Raw genomic sequence first — 18,933 nt, 5'->3', positions numbered from 1 at the left:
TTACTATGAATTACCTAACAGGAAAAACCAGTGATCTACCTGGCAATCATTTATCACTAGCGAATTATCAAGCCACGCATTTTGCCTATCAGGTCAAAGATAAAGTCGCGACGATTATGCTCAATCGACCCGAGCGCAAGAATCCTCTGACCTTTGATTCTTATGCAGAATTGCGCGATCTGTTTCGTGCGATGTGCTATGCCGACGATATCAAAGCGATTGTGATCACAGGTGCAGGTGAGAATTTTTGTTCGGGTGGCGATGTACATGAAATCATTGGGCCACTCACTCAACTCGACATGCCCGGCTTACTCCGCTTCACCCAAATGACGGGTGATTTAGTGAAAGCCATGCGCGCTTGTCCTCAACCGATTATTGCCGCTGTTGACGGGATTTGCGCAGGTGCAGGCGCAATCATTGCGATGGCATCGGATATTCGAATTGCTACCAGTCGCAGCAAAACAGCGTTCTTATTCACCCGTGTTGGATTGGCTGGTTGTGATATGGGCGCCTGTGCAATCTTGCCTCGAATTATTGGGCAAGGCCGCGCTTCTGATTTGTTATACAGCGGACGTAGCATGTCTGGCGAAGAGGGCGAGCGTTGGGGTTTTTTTAATCAATTAGCTGAGCCAGATCAAGTGATTAGCGCCGCGCAAACCTACGCCAGTAATCTCGCTAGCGGCCCCACTTTTGCGCATGCGATGACAAAAAAAATGTTGCATGAAGAATGGGATATGAGTGTTGATCAAGCCATCGATGCAGAAACCAAGGCGCAAGCGATTTGTATGATGACCAATGATTTTCATAGGGCTTATCATGCGTTTGTGAAAAAAGAGAAGCCAAAGTTTGAGGGTAATTAAAGATAAATCCAATTGCAGGACGCATTACGGCGTTGCAAATCCTTGCAATACCAACGTATTGCTGCGGTTTGCGCCTTGTACTGCATTCCCGGAATTGAATTTCTCTGCGTAGGTTGATGATGAACTTAAGATGTAGGACGGGTGCAACCCGCGCCGCCTGAATGTGGAGCGCGACAGAGCGACCTTTGGGACAGTTTCTAAGCTCCCTCTCCCGCAAGCGGGAGAGGGGTGGGGTGAGGGTAATTCAGATTTGTGAATTGTGCATTCAGAATCGAAAAATGGATTGTTGGAATTAAATGAACTTTGCGACTCGCTGAAGCACCCTCATCTCCGGCCCTTCTCCCGCTTGCGGGAGAAGGGAGTTTCATCGCTTGAAATAGAATTAAAGAGTAAATGATGGGGTAATGATGCTAAATCATTTTTCTCTTTTAAAAATAACAGGACACAAATGTCAGACATTGCATACCTAAGCTGGCCTTTCTTCAACGAAGAACACCGCCAATTACAAACAAAATTAGACAACTGGGCGAGCCAGAATTTGCATCAAACCCACGGGAATGATGTCGATCAAGCCTGTCGCGATTTAGTCAAACAACTAGGTGACGCTGGTTGGCTGAAACATGCAATTGGTGGCAAAGCCTACGGAGCAAATCAAGACGCGATTGATACTCGAGCGATTTGCATCTTGCGTGAAACCTTAGCACGCTATTCTGGCTTAGCCGATTTCGCGTTTGCGATGCAGGGATTGGGAACGGGCGCAATTAGTTTGTTTGGAAGCGAGCAACAAAAAACGCACTATCTAGAAAAAGTCGGACAAGGCAAATTAATCTCCGCCTTTGCTTTGTCCGAACCTACCGCGGGTTCGGATGTCGCCGCGATGCACTGTAGTGCTACTTTGGTACACGAAGCGCAAGGCGATTATTACGTGCTTGAAGGTGAAAAAACTTGGATATCGAACGGTGGCATCGCCGATTTTTATGTAGTGTTTGCCCGCACAGGCGAAGCGGCTGGCGCACGTGGTATCTCAGCATTTATCGTTGATGCGAACATCGATGGATTTGAAATTGCGGAGCGTATTGATGTAATCGCGCCGCATCCTTTAGCGCGTTTGAAATTCAATCAATGCCGTATCCCCGTCAGTCAGCGTATAGGCGAGGGTGGGCAAGGATTTAAAGTCGCGATGGCGACGCTTGATGTGTTCCGTACCTCGGTTGCCGCTGCTGCTTTAGGCTTTGCGCGCCGTGCTTTGGACGAAGCGATGGCGCGTGCAACCAGTCGTCCAATGTTTGGACAAACGCTGGCGGATTTTCAATTGACACAAGCCAAGTTGGCACAGATGGCAACCACGATTGATAGCGCGGCATTGTTGGTGTATCGCGCTGCTTGGCAACGCGATCAAGGACAGCGCGTCACTAAAGAAGCAGCGATGGCAAAAATGGTCGCGACCGAAGGTGCGCAACAAGTGATTGACGCCGCAGTACAAATGTTCGGCGGCATGGGTGTGATGAGCGAAGTACCCGTGGAAAGACTGTATCGCGAAATTCGCGCACTTCGGATTTACGAAGGCGCGACCGAAGTGCAGCAATTAATTATCGCCCGTGAAATGCTGAAAGACTACAAGGATGCCAAGCTATGAGCTTAGTGTTTCGCACGCCGATCAGCATACGATTCGCGCATTGCGATCCGGCCGGCATTGTGTTTTATCCTCGCTATTTTGAATTGATCAATGGCGTAGTCGAAGACTGGTGTGCGCAGGGTCTGGGTATGAGTTTTCATGAAATGCATATGGTGCAAGGCATAGGATTGCCGACCGTGCATATAGAAACCGATTTTGTGAAAACCAGCGTGATGGGGGATGAATTGATCGCTGAGTTACGCGTCATCAAACTAGGACGCGCATCATCCACGGTAGAAATCCGTATGCTGGGGCAAGAACAAGATCTACGACTCACAGCTCGGCTGGTACTGGTGATGGCGCAGGTGCAAGAGCGCAAAGCGATTGCATTACCCATCGCCTTACGTGAACAAATGCAGAATTATTTAGCGACGTAAGCCTGCCAGTGCAAAGAATTTATTTTGAAAGGAAAGACGATGGACTTTTTACAACCCCCTGGCTGGGTTCGACCTCGAGGTTATTCGAATGGCGTTGCGGCTAAAGGTCGAACCATTTGCGTCGGCGGCATGATAGGCTGGGATGGACAGGAGCAATTTCATTGTGACGATATCGCTGGGCAAACACGCCAAGCATTAAAGAATATTGTTGAGGTGTTGGCAGAAGGTGGCGCCAAGCCTGAACATATCGTGCGTATGACCTGGTATGTGATTGATAAAAAAGAATATGTCGCTGCGTATAAAGAAATCGGTGCTGCTTATCGCGAGGTAATTGGAAAGCACTTTCCCGCGATGGCAGCGGTGCAAGTGGCGGGACTGATAGAAGATAGAGCGCGTGTAGAAATCGAAGTCACGGCGATAGTGCCAGACTAAAGCGCAGCCGTATTGTGGTCTGTGCTTCAGTTTTTGCTTCTGATTCTGCTTATGTGCTGCGTCTATTTATTCCATCGATATTTTTTGCGCAACATCACGGATGACGTCTAGCAGGTAGTCGATGGAATCGGTAGTTTTTCGATGATTAATAATACAGGCTCGCAGCACAAATTCTCCGCGCAAGCGTGTGCCAGTGATGAAAACGCGACCATCTTTTTCTAAAGCTGGAATTAAAGCTTGATTGATATTGACCACCTGTTCGGCGCTGAGTTGCTCACCTGTGTAGCGGAAACATGCAATCGCCAAATCACTTTGCGACATTAATTCAAAGTCAGGCGCAGATGCAATTTTCTTTTCTAAGTAACGGGTGAGCTCCAAGTCTTTTTTCATCATTGCCTGAATTTGCTTAAATCCATAGGCTTTCAACGACATCCACACTTTAAATGCTTTAGCGCTGCGTGAGAGCTGAAAGTAATGTTCGTTAAATTCGAGTCGGTCGGTTTTGCTCTCTAACGCGGTGTCTAAATAATCCGCTTGTTTAAAATAGGATTCTCTTAAGACTTCCCAATTGCGTACCAAGGTGCAACCGATTTCAAACGGTTGATACAACCATTTGTGGAAATCGAGTGCAATCGAATCAGCTAATTCCATCCCCGCATACTTTGCTTTTAGTTCTGGTAATGATGAGACCAATCCACCATACGCACCATCAATATGAAACCACATATCAAATTGCTTCGCGATATTTGCCAGTGCGGCTAAATCATCAATCGCACCAGTGTTGACGGTGCCTGCGTTACCAACGATGCAAAAAGGCATAAAGCCAGCGGCAAGATCTGCTTCAATTTGTTCGCGTAATTGTTGTAGATCGATTTTGAATTGCTCGTCGGTTGCAATGCGGCGTAACTGTTTGGTGCCTATCCCTAAAAGTGAAATACTTTTGTCGGTGCTGCTGTGAGTCTCGCTGCTGCAATAGACTGTTAATGGCTTCATGCCAAACAAGCCTTGTTGATTCACATTGAACTTGCGACAAAATACGTTGCGTGCCACTGTCAATCCGGTTAAGGTTGCCGCCGAACCGCCACTGACCATGACCCCGCCTGCCTCTGGCGTATAGTTGATCATGTCGGCAGTCCATTTAATCACGCGTTTTTCTATTTCTGTCATGGCAGGCCCAAGATGCCATTTGGTCGCGTTTTGATTAATCGTTGATGTTAGAAAATCAGCGATGCTAGAAATCTGATTGCCACCCGCCATCACATAGGCATACATATTCGGCCCTAGATTGCCGGTTGCCGTATCGAGCACACGCTGTTTGACGTAATCTAGTAATGCAATCGCATCACAACCCTCGGTTGGCAATGGCTCATCAAACCACGACGCAACTTCTGCTTGCGGATAATCATGAAACCCGTCTTGACGATCGATATTGGCATATTGCTGCATCACCAGATCGGTGGTTTTTTGTAAGATGCCTTGCAGTTCTTGCGGGCTATAGTCGAGACTGTTTTTCATAGTTAGATGCACGGGAAAGCTTGGATAAGATGCTTAGTTTAAATTCGCTATATTCGCTATATTAGTGGTCATCGTTTATTTCGATTTCTTTTGACGAGACCAATAAGAGAATTCTTCGGCGTGCACGTCAATGTCTAGTTCTTGCACGCGTGTCTGCATATGGTTTTGTGCATCATTCACGGCTTGATTGTAAATACTTGGTCCAATCTCTTCGAGTATGAAATCGAGTAAGGCGTTCGCTTGTAAATTGCCTAAACGTTCCTCCATATTGAGATCAAAATAACGTTGCAATGATTCTGTCGCTTGTTTGCGTATTTCGGTTTTGAGCTGTATGGCCATGATGAAATCAATGAGAGGTTGACTGATGTCTAAGTGTAGCTGAAGAAAGCAGTTTTTTCAGTTCTCAATTGAGCAGATCTTTATACATGCTATTGCGATAAAAACTTATTTTTGCTCTAGTGACGGTGTTCACACCGAAATCCGTTTGCCATTTATTTCAATAATCCCCTAAGCATTGTTGATTGAAAACGAAAGCTCGTTTAAGGACTCATGCGCGGACGTCTAAGAAACTTACACAAAAGCCTTAAAGAAAAATAAATCTTGAAAATACAATTTAACTGTATTAGTATATGCATACAGTAAATTTTAAAAATTTTTCTATGAGCGCAGATCGGGATTTGCCGGCCGATATTTTTCAGATCGTTACTGGCAGTAGCGAACCTATCTATAGGCAAATGGTAGAGCAACTTCGTCGCCAAATATTAGGCGGGCAGATACGCGCCGGTGACGCAATGCCATCCGTGCGTGAAGTTGCCAGTCAATTGGGTGTTAATCCGATGACGGTATCGAAGGCATACAGCTTATTAGAAAGTGATGGTTGGCTAACACGTCGTCGCGGAATGGGCATGGTGGTGGCAGAACCGGCGGAAGAGTTTGATCAAGCAGAGAATCGATTAGAGTTAATTCGACCTAGTTTAGAGCGGGTAGTCTTAGAGTCGCAGCAATTAAAACTGGCACCGAGCGCAGTCATCAAAATGTTGAAAGAACTGATGAGTTCTTAGATACATGTAAGCATTTAAAAAACTTAAATTCGATATCCAATATTGGAAATTAGAGAGCAGAAATCAAAACATAGCCTCTCGTCTTGATGCAATTGCTTGCTTGTAAATAAGTATTTTGAAATTATCTTTTTCAGATTTAGTTTTAAAGATTTGTTTTTGAATTTTGTAGTTAAACATTGAATGGAGTCCTTATGAATGTAATCCAACAACTATCAGCTGTGTTTTATAGAGTGTTAATGAGCTGCATTTTGATCGTATTGTCTTGTTTCTCTAGTTTAAGTCATGCACAAGTAACGAGCGACAAGCCAGCGCAAGCCAAGGCGCCAAGCGCTGAAGCAACTCGCGGATTGCTGTTCGAAATTAAATCCGGTTCGAAAACTGCCTATCTTTTTGGCTCCATTCACATTGCAAAAGCCGATTTTTATCCTATGTCACCTAAGGTTGAAGCAGCATATATGCAAGCGGATACAGTCGCGGTTGAAGCGGATACTTCTGATCCTGCTGCGACCCAAGCGATGATGCCAAAGTTGATGTACACCGCGCCTGATAAGTTAGAGAAACATTTGAGTGCAGCAACTTGGAATGACTTTAAAGCTGTGTTCGGCCCTGGTGCGGAGCAAATGCAAGCCTTAAAACCCTTCATGATTAGTTCCGCGATTGCGATGCAGATCGGTATGCAATTGGGTTTTGATCCTATGCAAGGTATCGACATGCATTTCATTAAACGCGCTAAAGCCGATAAAAAAGCATTGGTAGAACTTGAAAGCTTGGGTTTTCAAGCGGATATCGTTAGTAATCTGACAGATGAAGAAAGCGACGCTTTAATTGCTTCTTTGATTGACTCGATTAAAAAACGTGAAATGGCGGCTGAGTTGCAAAAGATTGTGGATGCATGGAAGGCTGCGGATACAGAAGCTGTCGCAAAATTATTCGTTGATTCAGCGAATAAAAATCCTGGTTCCAAGCGTTTGATGAAAATGTTGATGGATGACCGCAATGAAGGCATGGTCAACAAAATTAATCAAATGATGAAGGAAGACAAAAAGCTGTTCGTCGTAGTCGGCGCTGGTCACTTAGCGGGTGAAAAAAGTGTGGTCGATCTGTTGAAAAAGCAAGGATTAGAAGTACAGCAAATTCGTTAATCGATAAATAGATATTTTTTTGCGATAGAAATAGTTAGGACGCATCATGCAAGCACCTATTCGTATTAAAGGCTTGAGTAAGCAATTTAAACCTCAGCGTGTTTTGAAAAATTTAGATTGGGAAATTGAAGCCGGCAGCATCGTTGGATTACTAGGTCGAAATGGCGCTGGTAAATCGACTTTGATTGAATGCCTGCTAGGCTTGCGTGATGTGGAACCTGAGAGTGAAGTGTATCTATTTGGTGAAGACGTTCGCCATATGTCGGATGCGACTAAGGCGAAGATTGCTTACGTTCCTCAAAATAGTGATTTGTTTGAATGGCTAACACCGCGACAAATGCTGAATTATTTTAAGGCGTTTTATCCACGCTGGAACGATGCCAAAGTGGACGGCTTGATGCAGCGTTGGAATTTGCCTTATGACAAAGTGATTAGTCAGTTTTCAGGTGGACAAAAGCAACGTTTGTCGATTATTCGTGCCTTGGCTTATGAACCTGAATTATTAATTTTGGATGAGCCTGTAGCGAGTCTTGATCCAGCAGGTCGACGCGATTTTCTGCGTGAGATCGTCGATAGTGTGATCGATAAAAATACTACCATCGTGTTTTCCACGCACATCTTGTCGGATTTAGAACGTGTCGCAATGACGGTCGCCTTTTTAGCAAATGGGCGCATTGTGCATCAGCAGCCGCTTGATGATTTGATGGAAATCAGTTTGCAAGTGACGGGTAGCACGGACCTAGTGAATCAGTTGTCACCACAAAAAAATCTGCGTTCTTATCGTATTGATGAGACGCATTCGCGGCTATTGGGACAGTGGAGTGCGACGCAATCAACAGAGTTGTTGGCACGAACAGATTTGCGGGTCGAGCGTTTGAGTCTCGAAGACCTTTTTATCGAGATGACCAAATGAAAATTATCCTAAACATTTGGATGCAGCCTTTGTACGCGAGGATGAATGTTGATAGCAAAAAGACCTTGCTGATGGCTTTATTGTTTGTGCCCGCGGTGGCGCAATTGATTGCAGCGATTCTTTATGTTTCTCGCCCAGATAAAGTCGATGCGAATATTTTTTTGTATAGTTTATTGATTGGTATTGCTGCGAATATAGCCATTCTGTGTTTCATGTGGTTTGTCTCGCTAGTGCAGAATGTAGGCCTGCAGTTTTCGCCGGCAAATGCTGGATTATTACCGAGGCAGGATTTCTATTTGAAGATCGCTTTGGCTTTGCCAGTGATGTTTTTTGCGACGATTGCTGCGCTACTGTCTTTTCTTTTTGAGAAACAGTTTTCAATATGGCCAACGTTTATCACTGTTACACTGATGATGTTTTTGATTTTAATTGTGCGATCACAATGGCTAGTACTTCCCATGATTTTGTTTTTTCAAGCACCGGTTTATTTGAGGCGTGCTGGATATAAAGATACGGAGGATTTGATCGTAAGAGAGTTTGCTTGGTCTGCCTCGATAACTTTGTTGATCGCTTCGGCTTTGCTGATTATTGGTGGTGTGCATTGGGTATTCTCGAAGCGAAATGATAGCTTGTTTGATCGTCATAAAAAGCTGTTAGCTTATCGTGCGAGTTTGTTGGGACAAGGTATGGCTGATAATCGTTTTACCTTAAGTTTCTCCACTCTATTTTTTGGATGGATGTCGTTTAGCATTCGGTACGCACGAAAGCAGTTGAGTCCCGATAAAAGTAAATTGCTAGGTTTTTTGTTTGGACCGAAATTGCACTGGACCACAATTTTTTTTCAAATGATCTCGATGGCGCTGGGCGGTGTTTTGGCTGTGTCCTTGCTTGAATTTTTCTCTGTGCGCCAGTCGAAAGATTTTTTAGTGGGATTTGGGGTTGGCTTCGTTAGTGTATTGATTTTATCTATCCCACTGTTTTTCTGTTTGATGTTGTTTTACAGCTTATATCAAACCCGTGGCGAACAGGGATTGTTAAGTCTGACGCCGGGTACGGGAAATCCGAAACAACGAGATCGCTCTATCGTGGCTTTTTTTCTTCGGCAATTTGCCATCATGTACAGCATTAGTGTGTTTACCGCATTGATGATTTTAATGTACGTGGATTTGAGTGAGACGAAGCAGCTAGCTTTGGTTTTATTTATTACTTGCTTATTTCCCTTGATTCTCAATTTAGCTACGCCAGTCGCGAAGATGAAGAATGCGAATGATCATCCTTTGTTAAAGAATTTGTTATTGTGCGTCGCGCTGTTTGTTCTTGGCGTTGTTCTTGTGCTGATCGTGAATACAGCGTGGATATGGATATACGCGCCGCTCATTTTTATCGGTACGACTTATGTTTTATGGAAACGGCTGCGCGGTCATTTGCAGACGAATGTTTTCCCTGTTGGTCGCGCCGTGTAGTTGTGTAGTCGGATAGATTGCTGGGTTTATAAAAACTCAGCAATCAGCTTCACAATTTCTGCTCCATAACTTTCGAGCTTCTTTGCGCCGACGCCGGTGACACCGCGTAAATCCTCCATGGAGCGCGGTTTGGCTTTGGCAATTTCTCTCAATGTACTGTCGTGAAAAATAATAAAGGCAGCGGTGTTGTGGGCTTTTGCAGTTTCCACGCGCCACCAGCGCAATCGTTCGAAGATGGCTTGTTCGCTCTCTGATAAATTGGCTTCAGAAAAGTCTTTGGCCGATTGGCGCTTATGTTTGACGGCTTTTTCCGCTTTTTTATACTGACGTAATTGAATCGTGATTTCGCTACGAAGTACGGCGCGCGAACGTCCAGTCAGTTTGAGCGCGCTATAGTTTTCGTAATCAACCGATACCAGACCGAGTGCAATCATTTGGCGTAATATCGCGCGCCATTCCGCTTCGCTCTTATCAGAACCGATGCCGTAAGTGGATAGTTGGTCATGCCGCCATTGTTTAACGCGCTCGGTGTCAATACCGCGTAAAACGTCAATTACATGACCAGCGGCAAAGCGTTGATCAACTCGATAGATAGTAGAAAGAATTTTCTGTGCGGCGACGGTGCCGTCAAAAGAGCTTGGTGGCGATAAACAAGTATCGCAATTGCCGCAGGCTTGTGAACTCTGACCAAAGTAGTCAAGGATATGCACGCGCCGGCAATTGAGCGTTTCACACAAACCTAACATCGCATCGAGCTTGACGCCTTGCACGCGTTTAAAGGTTTCGTTTGCCTCTGATTCATCAATCATGCGGCGTTGTTGAACCACATCTTGTAGACCATAGGCCATCCAAGCATTGGCGCTGGCGCCATCGCGTCCTGCGCGTCCGGTTTCTTGATAATAACCTTCGATACTTTTGGGTAAATCAAGGTGGGCGACGAAGCGCACATCCGGTTTATCAATTCCCATGCCAAACGCGATGGTGGCGGTCATCACGATGCCATCTTCGCGTAAAAATCGAGCTTGATTTCGTGCGCGCTCAGATTGTTCCATGCCTGCATGATAGGGTAGTGCGGTGATGCCATTTTCGTTCAAAAATTCTGCCGTTTCTTCAACTTTTTTACGCGACAAACAATATACAATGCCAGCATCACCAGAGTGCTGCGCATTGATAAAGTCGAGTAGTTGTTTGCGTCCATTGGCTTTTTCGACGATTTGATAGCGTATATTCGGCCTATCAAATGACGACACAAATTGCATCGCATTTTCTAACTGCAAACGATGGATAATTTCATCGCGAGTTTGTTGGTCAGCTGTCGCTGTTAAGGCAATTCTTGGTACATCGGGAAATCGTTCATGCAGCACAGAGAGTTTGATGTATTCTGGACGGAAATCGTGTCCCCATTGCGAGACGCAATGCGCTTCATCAATCGCAAATAAGGCGATCGGCGTGACGCTAAGTAATTCGAGACAACGCTGCGTCATTAATCTTTCTGGTGCGATATACACTAGATCGATTTCGCCTTCGCGCATCATGCGCTCGATTTTGAGTGCCTCGTCAAAACTCTGGGTCGAATTCAAAAAAGCTGCGCGCACGCCTACTTCAGCAAGCGCATCGACTTGATCCTGCATCAATGCGATCAATGGTGACACAACAATCCCAACGCCATGGCGAATTAAGGCAGGAATTTGATAGCATAAAGATTTGCCGCCACCGGTTGGCATCAGTACGAGCGCATCACCACCTTTCACCACATGATCGACAATTTGCCCTTGCTGTGAGCGAAAAGCAGGATAACCAAATACCGTCTGCAATAAATGCAGTGCTTGATCTTGTTCTGGCGTAGATATCAATTGCATTGAATGGAGTTGCCTTATTCCGCCCAATTGATGACGCCAGTGTAAGCGGTAATCAAGATCATGCAGCCGAACGCGATCCGATACCACGCAAATGCGTTGAAGCTATGTGAACTGACATAGCGCAACAACCAACGCACGCAGAAGAATGCAGAGATGAATGCGGCAATCGTACCAAGGCCGAACATTGGAATATCAGCGCTCGACAATTCGTTACGTGCTTTGTATAAAGAGTAGACGGTTGCACCGAGTAAGGTCGGGATTGCCAGGAAAAATGAAAATTCAGTTGCTGCTTTTCGAGACATGCCGAACCACATGCCTCCAATAATCGAGGCGCCAGAGCGGCTGGTTCCAGGGATCAAAGCAAAGGCTTGCGCTAATCCAATTTTAAGTGCATCCACCAGTCGCATATCATCCAGATTATCAATGTGCGGCGCGCGGTGTTGGCTGTTTAGTTGATGACGGCGTTCCGTCCAAAGAATAAAAATGCCACCGAGAATAAAAGCCATTGCAACTGGCACCGGTTTAAATAAATATGCCTTGATGTATTTGCTAAACATCAGACCCAAGATGGCGGCCGGCAAGAACGCAACGATGACGTGCAGAGCGAAGCGTTGTGCCTTAATATCACTTCCCAAGCCGCCCACAACATTGATAATTCGTTGGCGGTATTCCCAGCACACGGCAAAAATCGCCCCAGCTTGAATCACAATTTCAAAAACTTTGACTTTTTCTCCCGTAAAGTCAAGCAAGCTACCAGCAAGGATCAGGTGGCCGGTTGAGGAAATGGGCAAAAATTCCGTCAGTCCTTCGACGATGCCCATAATGATGACTTTAAGTGCGAGAGATAAATCCATGTTTGGTGCTGATTAATTAAAAAACGAAGGGACGAAGCTTATCATGTAGGAGCGTCATTTGAGCTGTAAATTACTCGCCCTGATGTTGCCAGTGGTGCTTAGCTAACTTATTTTGCAGTCGATGGTGATGTCGTTAGTTCCAACTGGGTCAGCCAAGCAATCGCATATTCACGGCTATCACCGCACATCTCCGCAGAAGCCTGTAACCCAGAACAACATGCTGGACGTTCAGCATGCCCGAAAATCGCACAGCGTAAATCAGCTGTGAGTTGTATGCATGGCATGCCAGCTGGCTTGCCATTTGGCATTCCGGGGATAGGGCTACTGATGGACGGTGCTGTGCAACAAGCTGCACAGCTAGGGCGGCAATTAAATGCGCTCATATCATTCGACGAAATCAAAACGCTATTTTATCTGATTCATTTTATTGAAAGTATGTGGCAGCGATTGTTAGGGAGCGGAAGAAGGGCTGAGCTTGACCATTTTGCTCTGAAGGCTTACATTACTGACTCTTGAGTAAGTTAAATTTAGAGTGTTTTTTGTCATGATGTCATGTCCATTTAAGCCACGCTGGGAAAGACGAAAAGATGCGCGTCCGCAAGAGCTGCTGGATGCGGCTTTGGATCATTTTGTTGCTAGGGGATTCGCAGCCACCCGTTTAGATGATGTTGCAAAATCTGCAGGGGTATCAAAAGGAACCTTGTATTTGTATTTTTGTAGCAAAGAAGAACTGTTCAAGGCAGTTGTGCGTGAATCGATAGTTCCCTTATTAGGCGAAGCAGAAGGGCTAATTGAGCAGTTTGACGGAACGAGCGAGGAGCTGTTTCGTATCATCACCAAAACTTGGTGGGATAACATGGGCGCCTCTAAACTTTCTGGTTTGCCGAAGTTAATGACTGCAGAAGCGGGTAATTTCCCAGAACTTGCTAAGTTTTATCAGGAAGAAGTCGTTGATCGCGGAGAAAAACTGGTTACAACCTTGCTCAAGCGCGGCATTGAGCGCGGTGAGATTCGCGAAATGGACTTGGAAGTTGCACCAAAAATTTTAATGTCGCCCATGATTATGATGATGATGTGGAAGCATTCGAACGGTGTGTGCCAAGTGGAGCCGGAAAAGCTGGGCGCATATTTAAATTTTTATATTGATATGGCCTTGCGCAGCATTTTGATTGATCAAAATCGCACTTAATTTATTGTCTGGATAATCACGGAAATATTGATCTATTTTAGGTTTTGAGTAAATACGCAAATAATCTGCATAGAAAACGTGAAAACCAGCGCGAAAACGATCATTTACAGACACGCTTTGATAAAATGGCGAATTTGGTTGGATCTTGAGCGAAGCCAATTGACGTTAAGCCAAGCTTTTCGACCTTATCGTCAGTTCAGATGGAGATGCGGAGTTTCGTCACTTCTGAAAACTGACTTTTTAATTTAATGCCACGAGAAATGAACATGAATATCGAACAAGCCCGTTTTAATATGATTGAGCAGCAAATTCGTCCAACCAACGTCAGCGCGCCTGAAGTATTGGAATTATTGGGAATTGTGAAGCGTGAAAATTTCTTCCCTAAAGAACAACAAAGTTTGGCGTTTTTTGATACAGGTTTGCCGTTAGCTGCTGGTGTGATTTCTTTAAGTCCCAAATTAGAGGCAAGAATCGTTCAAGAAGTGGCAGCAAAGAAGACGGACTCGGTACTGGTAATTGGTGCTGATAGTGGTTATTTGGCAGCCTTGTTAGCACATCAAGCACGTCATGTGACGGTGATGGAAGCGGTACCTGAAGTCAAGAGTTTAGCGCAGGACAACATTAGCAAAAACGGTATTACGAATGTTGATGTTCAATGGGGCGACGCGTTAAAAAACACTAATTTCGCAAATTTTGACGTGATTGTTGTGACTGGTTCGCTTGAAGCGGTACCAGAGAATTTGCAGCAACAACTGAATGTGGGTGGACGTTTGTTCGTGATCATTGGTAAGGCACCTGTAATGACCGCAACTTTAGTTACGCGTGAGTCGGAATTATTCTTTAATACCAAGGCATTGTTTGAAACTTCGGTGCCAGCATTGACGCAAGCTGTTCCTGCGCCTACTTTCACTTTATAATTTGTTGTTAATTAAATTTTATTTATGGAACATATCTCTGCGTCTGAATTAGCAAATTGGCTGTCTGATTCATCAAAAAAAATGCCATTCCTACTCGATGTTAGGGAACCTTGGGAGTATGAAACTTGTCATATCGCGCAATCGCAATTGATGCCTATGTCGATTTTGCCCTTAAGGTTAGAAGAGTTAGATCGTGATGCCGAAATTGTTTGTATTTGTCATCACGGCGGACGTAGTATGCAGGTTGCACATTTCCTAGAGAGAAATGGTTTTAATCGAATCATCAATTTGACCGGTGGAGTACATGCGTGGGCATTGCAAGTTGATACTTCTATGCCCACATATTAAGAGTTGTCTTTAGTGGTGCTAAAGACATTCGGTGTAGGTGGTTTATTGTCGTTTTTGCTTAGATTTTGCTAGGATTTTCTGAAGAGTAAATCAAGCAAGCGGCTTTTAATTTTTTTCGGAGCATTTTATGCGTAAATCTATTATCGCTACTTTTATTGCGACTGCGTTTATTTCTTTAAACGCTGGCGCTAGCGATTTGCTACAAATTTACAAAGAAGCTTTAGTCAATGATGCACAGTTCAGTGCAGCTCGTGCCTCAAAATTGGCTGGTCAAGAGCGTTCTGTTCAAGGGCGTGCGGGTTTGTTACCGCGTGTGAATTTGACTGCAAATGCAAATCGCACACGTAGTGAGTTTGATCCAGACGTTGGATCAACAGTAAAGACGACAAATAACAGCAACACAATGAGTTTATCTTTGACGCAACCCTTGTTTAACTGGGGTTCCTGGGAAACTTATGAACAGTCAAAGTTATCGGTAATCTCAACTGACTTACAGTTTGCAGCCGCGCAGCAAGATTTGATGTTGCGAGTAAGCCAAGCCTATTTTGATGTGTTGGCTGCTGAAAATACCCTCAAAACTTTGCAAGCGCAAAAAGTAGCAGTTGCCGAGCAATTAGCTTCAGCAAAACGTAATTTCGAGGTAGGAACGCAAACGATTACGGATACTCATGAAGCACAATCTCAATTCGATTTGATCACTGCACAAGAGTTGGCCGGACAAGGTGACTTGGATGTAAAACGCGCTGCATTGCGTCAAATCATCGGTAAAGACGCAGGTGATTTAGCGAAGTTAAAAGATGGCGTGCAATTGACCGCACCTGTGCCAGCACAGTTGAATGATTGGGTCACGACTGCAGAGAAACAAAACTTTGTGGTTGCTACTTCTCAGATTGGTTTAGAGGTAGCACAGCGTGAGATCAAAAAGAATCGTGCAGGTCATTTGCCAACCTTAGATTTGACTGCGACGACAGGACGCAACTCTGTTAATGCAGGTGCCACAACACCATCTGGTTACGCCAAGCCAACTACAATTGGTGTGACATTAAATGTCCCAATTTTTGCAGGTTTTGGTACCGACAGTCGCGTGCGTGAATCCATCGCTTTAGAAGACAAAGCGCGCAATGATTTAGAAACGGCGCGTCGTAATGCTGCCCAAGCTGCACGTCAATCGTACATTGGTGTGGTGAGTGGTTTAGCGCAAATTAAGGCATTTGAAGCAGCAGAAATTTCAAGCCAATCTGCGTTAGATTCTACTAAGCTCGGTTACCAAGTTGGTGTGCGTATCAATATTGACGTTTTGAATGCACAACAAAAGCTGTCGAACACGCGTCAAAGTTTAGCAAAAGCGCGTTACGATTCGATCATGAGTGGCTTGCGTTTAAAAGCCGCGGCTGGATCCTTGAAAGAATCTGATTTGGCTGAAGTGAATGCTTTATTGACGCAATAAATATAGCTATATGACGTCACAAAAAAACCCGCTAAATTTAGCGGGTTTTTTATTGCACTCAGATTCGGTGGTGAATCTGAGACTTTTCGTGCTTGAGGAAAAATTTAGCCGCAGGCACCAACATAGCCACAAGAAATGCAGCGTGAGCAACCATCGATTTTTTGTAAAGCATAAGCACCACAATCAGGGCACTTTTTACCTGTTGCTGTGTAGCTGATCGGTGCGGATTCTACTTCATAGGCTAAGTCATCCATGCTATAGGCAAGTTGCTTATTCTTGAATTTTTCTGCTAATACAACGATAGGAACTTGATTGCCGCTGGCGTCAAGGAAACCGCGTTTCATTAAAATGCGCTGCAGCGAATAGCCAATTGCCGCGACTTCAGATTCGTGAAATAGTGGTGCTTGTGAGCCATCGTCTTTGGTAATCATGCCGCAGCGTACGGTTCCTTTATCCCACACAACTTCGCGCATGTCTGCTAGTGCTTTCGCGATCGAACCACCAGATCGTGCTGCCATGGATAAGAGACGCATGCTAGCGGAAATCCATTGTTGACCATCGTTTTTTTGTCCAGCTGGCATGAAAAACTCGAATGGTCGTTCGATTGTTGCTGGCTCTCCACCGACGATACCCTGAACATGTATGAAGCTAACGGTGAGATACACCGTCTTCTTGCCTTCATAAGTCATGTACTGGACTTTAGATGTGACTGACTCTAAATCGCCAAATGGACGGCCGTCAAATTGTTTGCGTAACAAATCATCGTCAGGAATGACTTTAGTAGCGGGTGCTGTGTTTTCAGTGCTGACGGATAAAACACTGCCAAGCACATTGTTTGGGCGGTAGGTGGCAAGTCCCTTGAGACCAGCGCGCCAAGCATCCATGTAGAGATTTTGGAAATCTTCATAAGGATAATCTGCAGGCACATTAACAGTTTTTGAAATAGCAGAATCTACATAGGGTTGCACCGCTTGTAGCATCAGCATGTGGTCATTGGCAGACATATTGAGCGCAGTGACAAATGCATGCGGTAATTTGCTATCGTCAGAGACGTCATTGCCTAAATGACGATACAAGCGCCACGCATGATCAGCCACTTCGTAAATTTTGCTATCGCCAACCGCCATGCGTTTTTTACGATTGTAAACCCATGAAAATGCGGGTTCGATCCCGTTTGACGCATTATCAGCAAATGCCAAAGTAATCGTTCCAGTTGGTGCAATCGAGAGTAAGTGTGAGTTACGCAAGCCATGCTGCGCAATTTGTTGGCGCAGATGATTTGGTAAGCGTTGTGCAAAAGCACCTTGCAGATAGAGTTCGCTATCGAACAGCGGAAATGCGCCTTTTTCTTTAGCAAGTTCAACCGAGGATTGGTAGGCTGTATCGCGCATAACTTCAGCAACACGTTGCGCAAATGTACGTCCTTCGGCGGAATCATAGCGCAAGCCAAGCATCACTAGAACGCTTCCCAAGCCTAAAAAGCCTAAGCCCACGCGACGCTTCGACATTGCTTCATCTTGCTGTTGTTGTAGTGGCCATGCAGTTGCATCGAGCACGTTGTCGAGCATACGTGTCGCCACACTCACAACAGCTTGGAAAGCTTCGAAATCAAAGCTAGCTTGTTCAGTAAATGCCGATTTTGCGAAGCGGGTCAGATTAATCGAACCAAGGCAGCAGCAACCATAGTCTGGTAGTGGTTGTTCACCACATGGGTTAGTGGCTTCGATTGTTTCGCAGTAGTACAAATTATTTTCGGCATTAATGCGCGATAAAAATAAAATTCCTGGCTCTGCATGATCGTAGGTTGAGGTCATTACCGCATCCCATAAATCACGCGCTCTAACCGTTTCATAAACCCATAAGCCAGAATCATTTTGGTAGGCGCCAGCTTCTTTTTTATCTTTGCTTGGTTCAGCTTTATGCGTCAACGCAAACTCAGAATCGCTGGCAACCGCGCTCATAAATTCATCGGTTACACCAATTGAAATATTGAAGTTCGTTAAGCCACCTTGATCTTTTGCGTGAATAAATTCGAGGATGTCTGGATGATCGCAACGAAGTACGCCCATTTGAGCGCCGCGACGTGCGCCCGCTGATTCTACGGTAGAGCATGAAGCGTTAAACACCTGCATAAAGGAGACTGGACCCGAAGCACGGGAGCGAGTTCCTTTTACTAAGGCATCTTTTGGTCGTATGGTAGAGAAATCATAACCAACACCGCCGCCACGTCGCATGGTTTCAGCCGCATCGGATAATGCTGTATAGATTCCAGGTTTGCCATCAGTTGTGCTTGAGACGGAGTCGCCAACTGGTTGAACAAAGCAATTAATCAAAGTTGCATGTAAATCCATACCGGCCGCTGAGTTGATTCGACCAGCTGGAACGAAGCCATTTTTTTGCGCCCATAAAAACTTCTCTTCGTAATATGCTTGATAATCTGGTGCTTCGACAGTCGCGAGCGCCTTGGCAACGCGCGCTTGCACATCGTGAATCGTCGCCTCATCGCCTTTTGCGTATTTTTCAAGAAGTACGTCTAGGGATATTTCTTGTGGGGACATTTCAGTTAATCCTAGGATTTTATCGTTCGCATTCATATGGTTTTTTCTTGGAGGAGGTAATGCTTTGCAGCGGAAAGGAATATCTCATTATAGACCTCTATCGTGGTTTTTCCTTGATGGGACTCAATTTAGGGTTGCTATCTATTTTTGATTTAATTGCATTTCTTTTGCGTCGCTGATGAAGGACTTATTTAAGATTTTTGTTTTGCAAAAGCATTCTTGGATAAGCAAATTGCGCTAAATGCTGGTCTTGATCGTCTATTTTCTGAACTATTGATCTTGCGTAAGAAATTTGCCCTTACTTGTCCACTGCCTTTGATTTA

18 protein-coding genes are annotated in these 18,933 nt (G+C 44.9%); 12 read left to right on the top strand and 6 right to left on the bottom strand.

All coding sequences use genetic code 11. The features are described 5' to 3' along the window. The first annotated feature begins 5 nt into the window (after positions 1 to 5). The 4 genes from IE103_RS03475 (at position 6) to IE103_RS03460 (ending at position 3,344) form a co-directional block, all read left to right on the top strand. Positions 6 to 860, top strand: a complete 855-nt coding sequence (locus IE103_RS03475; protein ID WP_189344585.1) for an enoyl-CoA hydratase family protein — start codon at positions 6 to 8, stop codon at positions 858 to 860. Positions 861 to 1,308: 448 nt separating this feature from the next. Continuing rightward, positions 1,309 to 2,496, top strand: a complete 1,188-nt coding sequence (locus IE103_RS03470; protein ID WP_189344584.1) for an acyl-CoA dehydrogenase family protein — start codon at positions 1,309 to 1,311, stop codon at positions 2,494 to 2,496. After that, positions 2,493 to 2,912: an acyl-CoA thioesterase gene (locus tag IE103_RS03465; RefSeq protein ID WP_189344583.1), complete on the top strand. Its 420-nt coding sequence runs from the start codon at positions 2,493 to 2,495 to the stop codon at positions 2,910 to 2,912. Before IE103_RS03470 ends, IE103_RS03465 begins: the two co-directional genes overlap by 4 nt. 39 nt (positions 2,913 to 2,951) lie before the next feature. After that, entirely contained in the window at positions 2,952 to 3,344 is a 393-nt protein-coding gene (locus IE103_RS03460) for a RidA family protein (protein ID WP_189344582.1), read from the top strand. Between the two features lie 66 nt (positions 3,345 to 3,410). Here IE103_RS03460 and IE103_RS03455 read toward each other — a convergent pair whose 3' ends face one another. Together IE103_RS03455 and IE103_RS03450 are read right to left on the bottom strand one after the other, a co-directional pair. Continuing rightward, on the bottom strand, positions 3,411 to 4,859 hold the full coding sequence (locus tag IE103_RS03455) for a pyridoxal phosphate-dependent decarboxylase family protein (protein WP_189344581.1): 1,449 nt from the start codon (positions 4,857 to 4,859) through the stop codon (positions 3,411 to 3,413). A gap of 75 nt (positions 4,860 to 4,934) precedes the next feature. Continuing rightward, a complete protein-coding gene (locus IE103_RS03450) occupies positions 4,935 to 5,198 on the bottom strand; it encodes a DUF2164 domain-containing protein (protein ID WP_189344580.1) in 264 nt (87 codons plus the stop codon). Positions 5,199 to 5,518: 320 nt separating this feature from the next. Here IE103_RS03450 and IE103_RS03445 point away from each other — a divergent pair, with 320 nt between their 5' ends. From IE103_RS03445 to IE103_RS03430, 4 genes are all read left to right on the top strand, one after another. Continuing rightward, the gene (locus IE103_RS03445) at positions 5,519 to 5,920 is read left to right on the top strand and encodes a GntR family transcriptional regulator (RefSeq protein WP_189344579.1); all 402 of its coding nucleotides are present in this window, start codon (positions 5,519 to 5,521) and stop codon (positions 5,918 to 5,920) included. A 191-nt stretch (positions 5,921 to 6,111) separates the two neighbouring features. Beyond that, positions 6,112 to 7,062 carry a TraB/GumN family protein gene (locus IE103_RS03440; RefSeq protein WP_189344578.1) on the top strand — a complete coding sequence of 317 codons (951 nt, stop codon included), beginning with the start codon at positions 6,112 to 6,114 and terminating at the stop codon, positions 7,060 to 7,062. A 46-nt stretch (positions 7,063 to 7,108) separates the two neighbouring features. Then, a complete protein-coding gene (locus tag IE103_RS03435; protein ID WP_189344577.1) occupies positions 7,109 to 7,975 on the top strand; it encodes an ABC transporter ATP-binding protein in 867 nt (288 codons plus the stop codon). Beyond that, positions 7,972 to 9,438 (top strand): hypothetical protein, encoded by a 1,467-nt coding sequence (locus tag IE103_RS03430; RefSeq protein WP_189344576.1) that lies wholly within the window; start codon positions 7,972 to 7,974, stop codon positions 9,436 to 9,438. The genes IE103_RS03435 and IE103_RS03430 overlap by 4 nt, the downstream gene beginning before the upstream one ends. Positions 9,439 to 9,464: 26 nt before the next feature. Here IE103_RS03430 and recQ read toward each other — a convergent pair whose 3' ends face one another. From recQ to IE103_RS03415, 3 genes are all read right to left on the bottom strand, one after another. Further along, the gene (gene recQ / locus IE103_RS03425) at positions 9,465 to 11,297 is read right to left on the bottom strand and encodes a DNA helicase RecQ (protein WP_189344575.1); all 1,833 of its coding nucleotides are present in this window, start codon (positions 11,295 to 11,297) and stop codon (positions 9,465 to 9,467) included. A gap of 14 nt (positions 11,298 to 11,311) precedes the next feature. Continuing rightward, positions 11,312 to 12,151, bottom strand: a complete 840-nt coding sequence (locus IE103_RS03420) for an undecaprenyl-diphosphate phosphatase (protein ID WP_189344574.1) — start codon at positions 12,149 to 12,151, stop codon at positions 11,312 to 11,314. Between the two features lie 107 nt (positions 12,152 to 12,258). Next, entirely contained in the window at positions 12,259 to 12,534 is a 276-nt protein-coding gene (locus IE103_RS03415; protein ID WP_189344573.1) for a YkgJ family cysteine cluster protein, read from the bottom strand. Between the two features lie 161 nt (positions 12,535 to 12,695). On the opposite strand from IE103_RS03415, the gene IE103_RS03410 reads away from it, so the two are divergent. From IE103_RS03410 to IE103_RS03395, 4 genes are all read left to right on the top strand, one after another. Beyond that, positions 12,696 to 13,340, top strand: a complete 645-nt coding sequence (locus tag IE103_RS03410; protein WP_308426963.1) for a TetR/AcrR family transcriptional regulator — start codon at positions 12,696 to 12,698, stop codon at positions 13,338 to 13,340. A 266-nt stretch (positions 13,341 to 13,606) separates the two neighbouring features. Then, positions 13,607 to 14,257, top strand: a complete 651-nt coding sequence (locus IE103_RS03405) for a protein-L-isoaspartate O-methyltransferase family protein (protein WP_189344572.1) — start codon at positions 13,607 to 13,609, stop codon at positions 14,255 to 14,257. Between the two features lie 24 nt (positions 14,258 to 14,281). Next, positions 14,282 to 14,605, top strand: coding sequence for a rhodanese-like domain-containing protein (locus IE103_RS03400; RefSeq protein WP_189344571.1), 324 nt, complete (start codon positions 14,282 to 14,284; stop codon positions 14,603 to 14,605). 127 nt (positions 14,606 to 14,732) lie between these two features. Further along, positions 14,733 to 16,052: a TolC family outer membrane protein gene (locus IE103_RS03395; protein ID WP_189344570.1), complete on the top strand. Its 1,320-nt coding sequence runs from the start codon at positions 14,733 to 14,735 to the stop codon at positions 16,050 to 16,052. Positions 16,053 to 16,156: 104 nt separating this feature from the next. Here the strand turns inward: IE103_RS03395 and IE103_RS03390 are convergent, their stop codons facing one another. Next, positions 16,157 to 18,646, bottom strand: a complete 2,490-nt coding sequence (locus IE103_RS03390) for an adenosylcobalamin-dependent ribonucleoside-diphosphate reductase (RefSeq protein ID WP_189344569.1) — start codon at positions 18,644 to 18,646, stop codon at positions 16,157 to 16,159. Between the last annotated feature and the right edge of the window lie 287 nt (positions 18,647 to 18,933).

Source organism: Affinundibacterium macrobrachii (assembly GCF_014652415.1).
Taxonomy (GTDB): Bacteria; Pseudomonadota; Gammaproteobacteria; order Burkholderiales; family Burkholderiaceae_D; genus Undibacterium; species Undibacterium macrobrachii.
This window is presented reverse-complemented; position numbering and strand designations above follow the sequence as displayed.

What these genes read in the sequence shown, in the direction of transcription:
- IE103_RS03475 (WP_189344585.1), top strand. Translation starts at nt 6, where the DNA reads ATGAATTACCTAACAGGAAAAACCAGTGATCTACCTGGCAATCATTTA.
- IE103_RS03470 (WP_189344584.1), top strand. Translation starts at nt 1,309, where the DNA reads ATGTCAGACATTGCATACCTAAGCTGGCCTTTCTTCAACGAAGAACAC.
- IE103_RS03465 (WP_189344583.1), top strand. Translation starts at nt 2,493, where the DNA reads ATGAGCTTAGTGTTTCGCACGCCGATCAGCATACGATTCGCGCATTGC.
- IE103_RS03460 (WP_189344582.1), top strand. Translation starts at nt 2,952, where the DNA reads ATGGACTTTTTACAACCCCCTGGCTGGGTTCGACCTCGAGGTTATTCG.
- IE103_RS03455 (WP_189344581.1), bottom strand. Translation starts at nt 4,859, where the DNA reads ATGAAAAACAGTCTCGACTATAGCCCGCAAGAACTGCAAGGCATCTTA.
- IE103_RS03450 (WP_189344580.1), bottom strand. Translation starts at nt 5,198, where the DNA reads ATGGCCATACAGCTCAAAACCGAAATACGCAAACAAGCGACAGAATCA.
- IE103_RS03445 (WP_189344579.1), top strand. Translation starts at nt 5,519, where the DNA reads ATGAGCGCAGATCGGGATTTGCCGGCCGATATTTTTCAGATCGTTACT.
- IE103_RS03440 (WP_189344578.1), top strand. Translation starts at nt 6,112, where the DNA reads ATGAATGTAATCCAACAACTATCAGCTGTGTTTTATAGAGTGTTAATG.
- IE103_RS03435 (WP_189344577.1), top strand. Translation starts at nt 7,109, where the DNA reads ATGCAAGCACCTATTCGTATTAAAGGCTTGAGTAAGCAATTTAAACCT.
- IE103_RS03430 (WP_189344576.1), top strand. Translation starts at nt 7,972, where the DNA reads ATGAAAATTATCCTAAACATTTGGATGCAGCCTTTGTACGCGAGGATG.
- recQ (WP_189344575.1), bottom strand. Translation starts at nt 11,297, where the DNA reads ATGCAATTGATATCTACGCCAGAACAAGATCAAGCACTGCATTTATTG.
- IE103_RS03420 (WP_189344574.1), bottom strand. Translation starts at nt 12,151, where the DNA reads ATGGATTTATCTCTCGCACTTAAAGTCATCATTATGGGCATCGTCGAA.
- IE103_RS03415 (WP_189344573.1), bottom strand. Translation starts at nt 12,534, where the DNA reads ATGAGCGCATTTAATTGCCGCCCTAGCTGTGCAGCTTGTTGCACAGCA.
- IE103_RS03410 (WP_308426963.1), top strand. Translation starts at nt 12,696, where the DNA reads ATGATGTCATGTCCATTTAAGCCACGCTGGGAAAGACGAAAAGATGCG.
- IE103_RS03405 (WP_189344572.1), top strand. Translation starts at nt 13,607, where the DNA reads ATGAATATCGAACAAGCCCGTTTTAATATGATTGAGCAGCAAATTCGT.
- IE103_RS03400 (WP_189344571.1), top strand. Translation starts at nt 14,282, where the DNA reads ATGGAACATATCTCTGCGTCTGAATTAGCAAATTGGCTGTCTGATTCA.
- IE103_RS03395 (WP_189344570.1), top strand. Translation starts at nt 14,733, where the DNA reads ATGCGTAAATCTATTATCGCTACTTTTATTGCGACTGCGTTTATTTCT.
- IE103_RS03390 (WP_189344569.1), bottom strand. Translation starts at nt 18,646, where the DNA reads ATGAATGCGAACGATAAAATCCTAGGATTAACTGAAATGTCCCCACAA.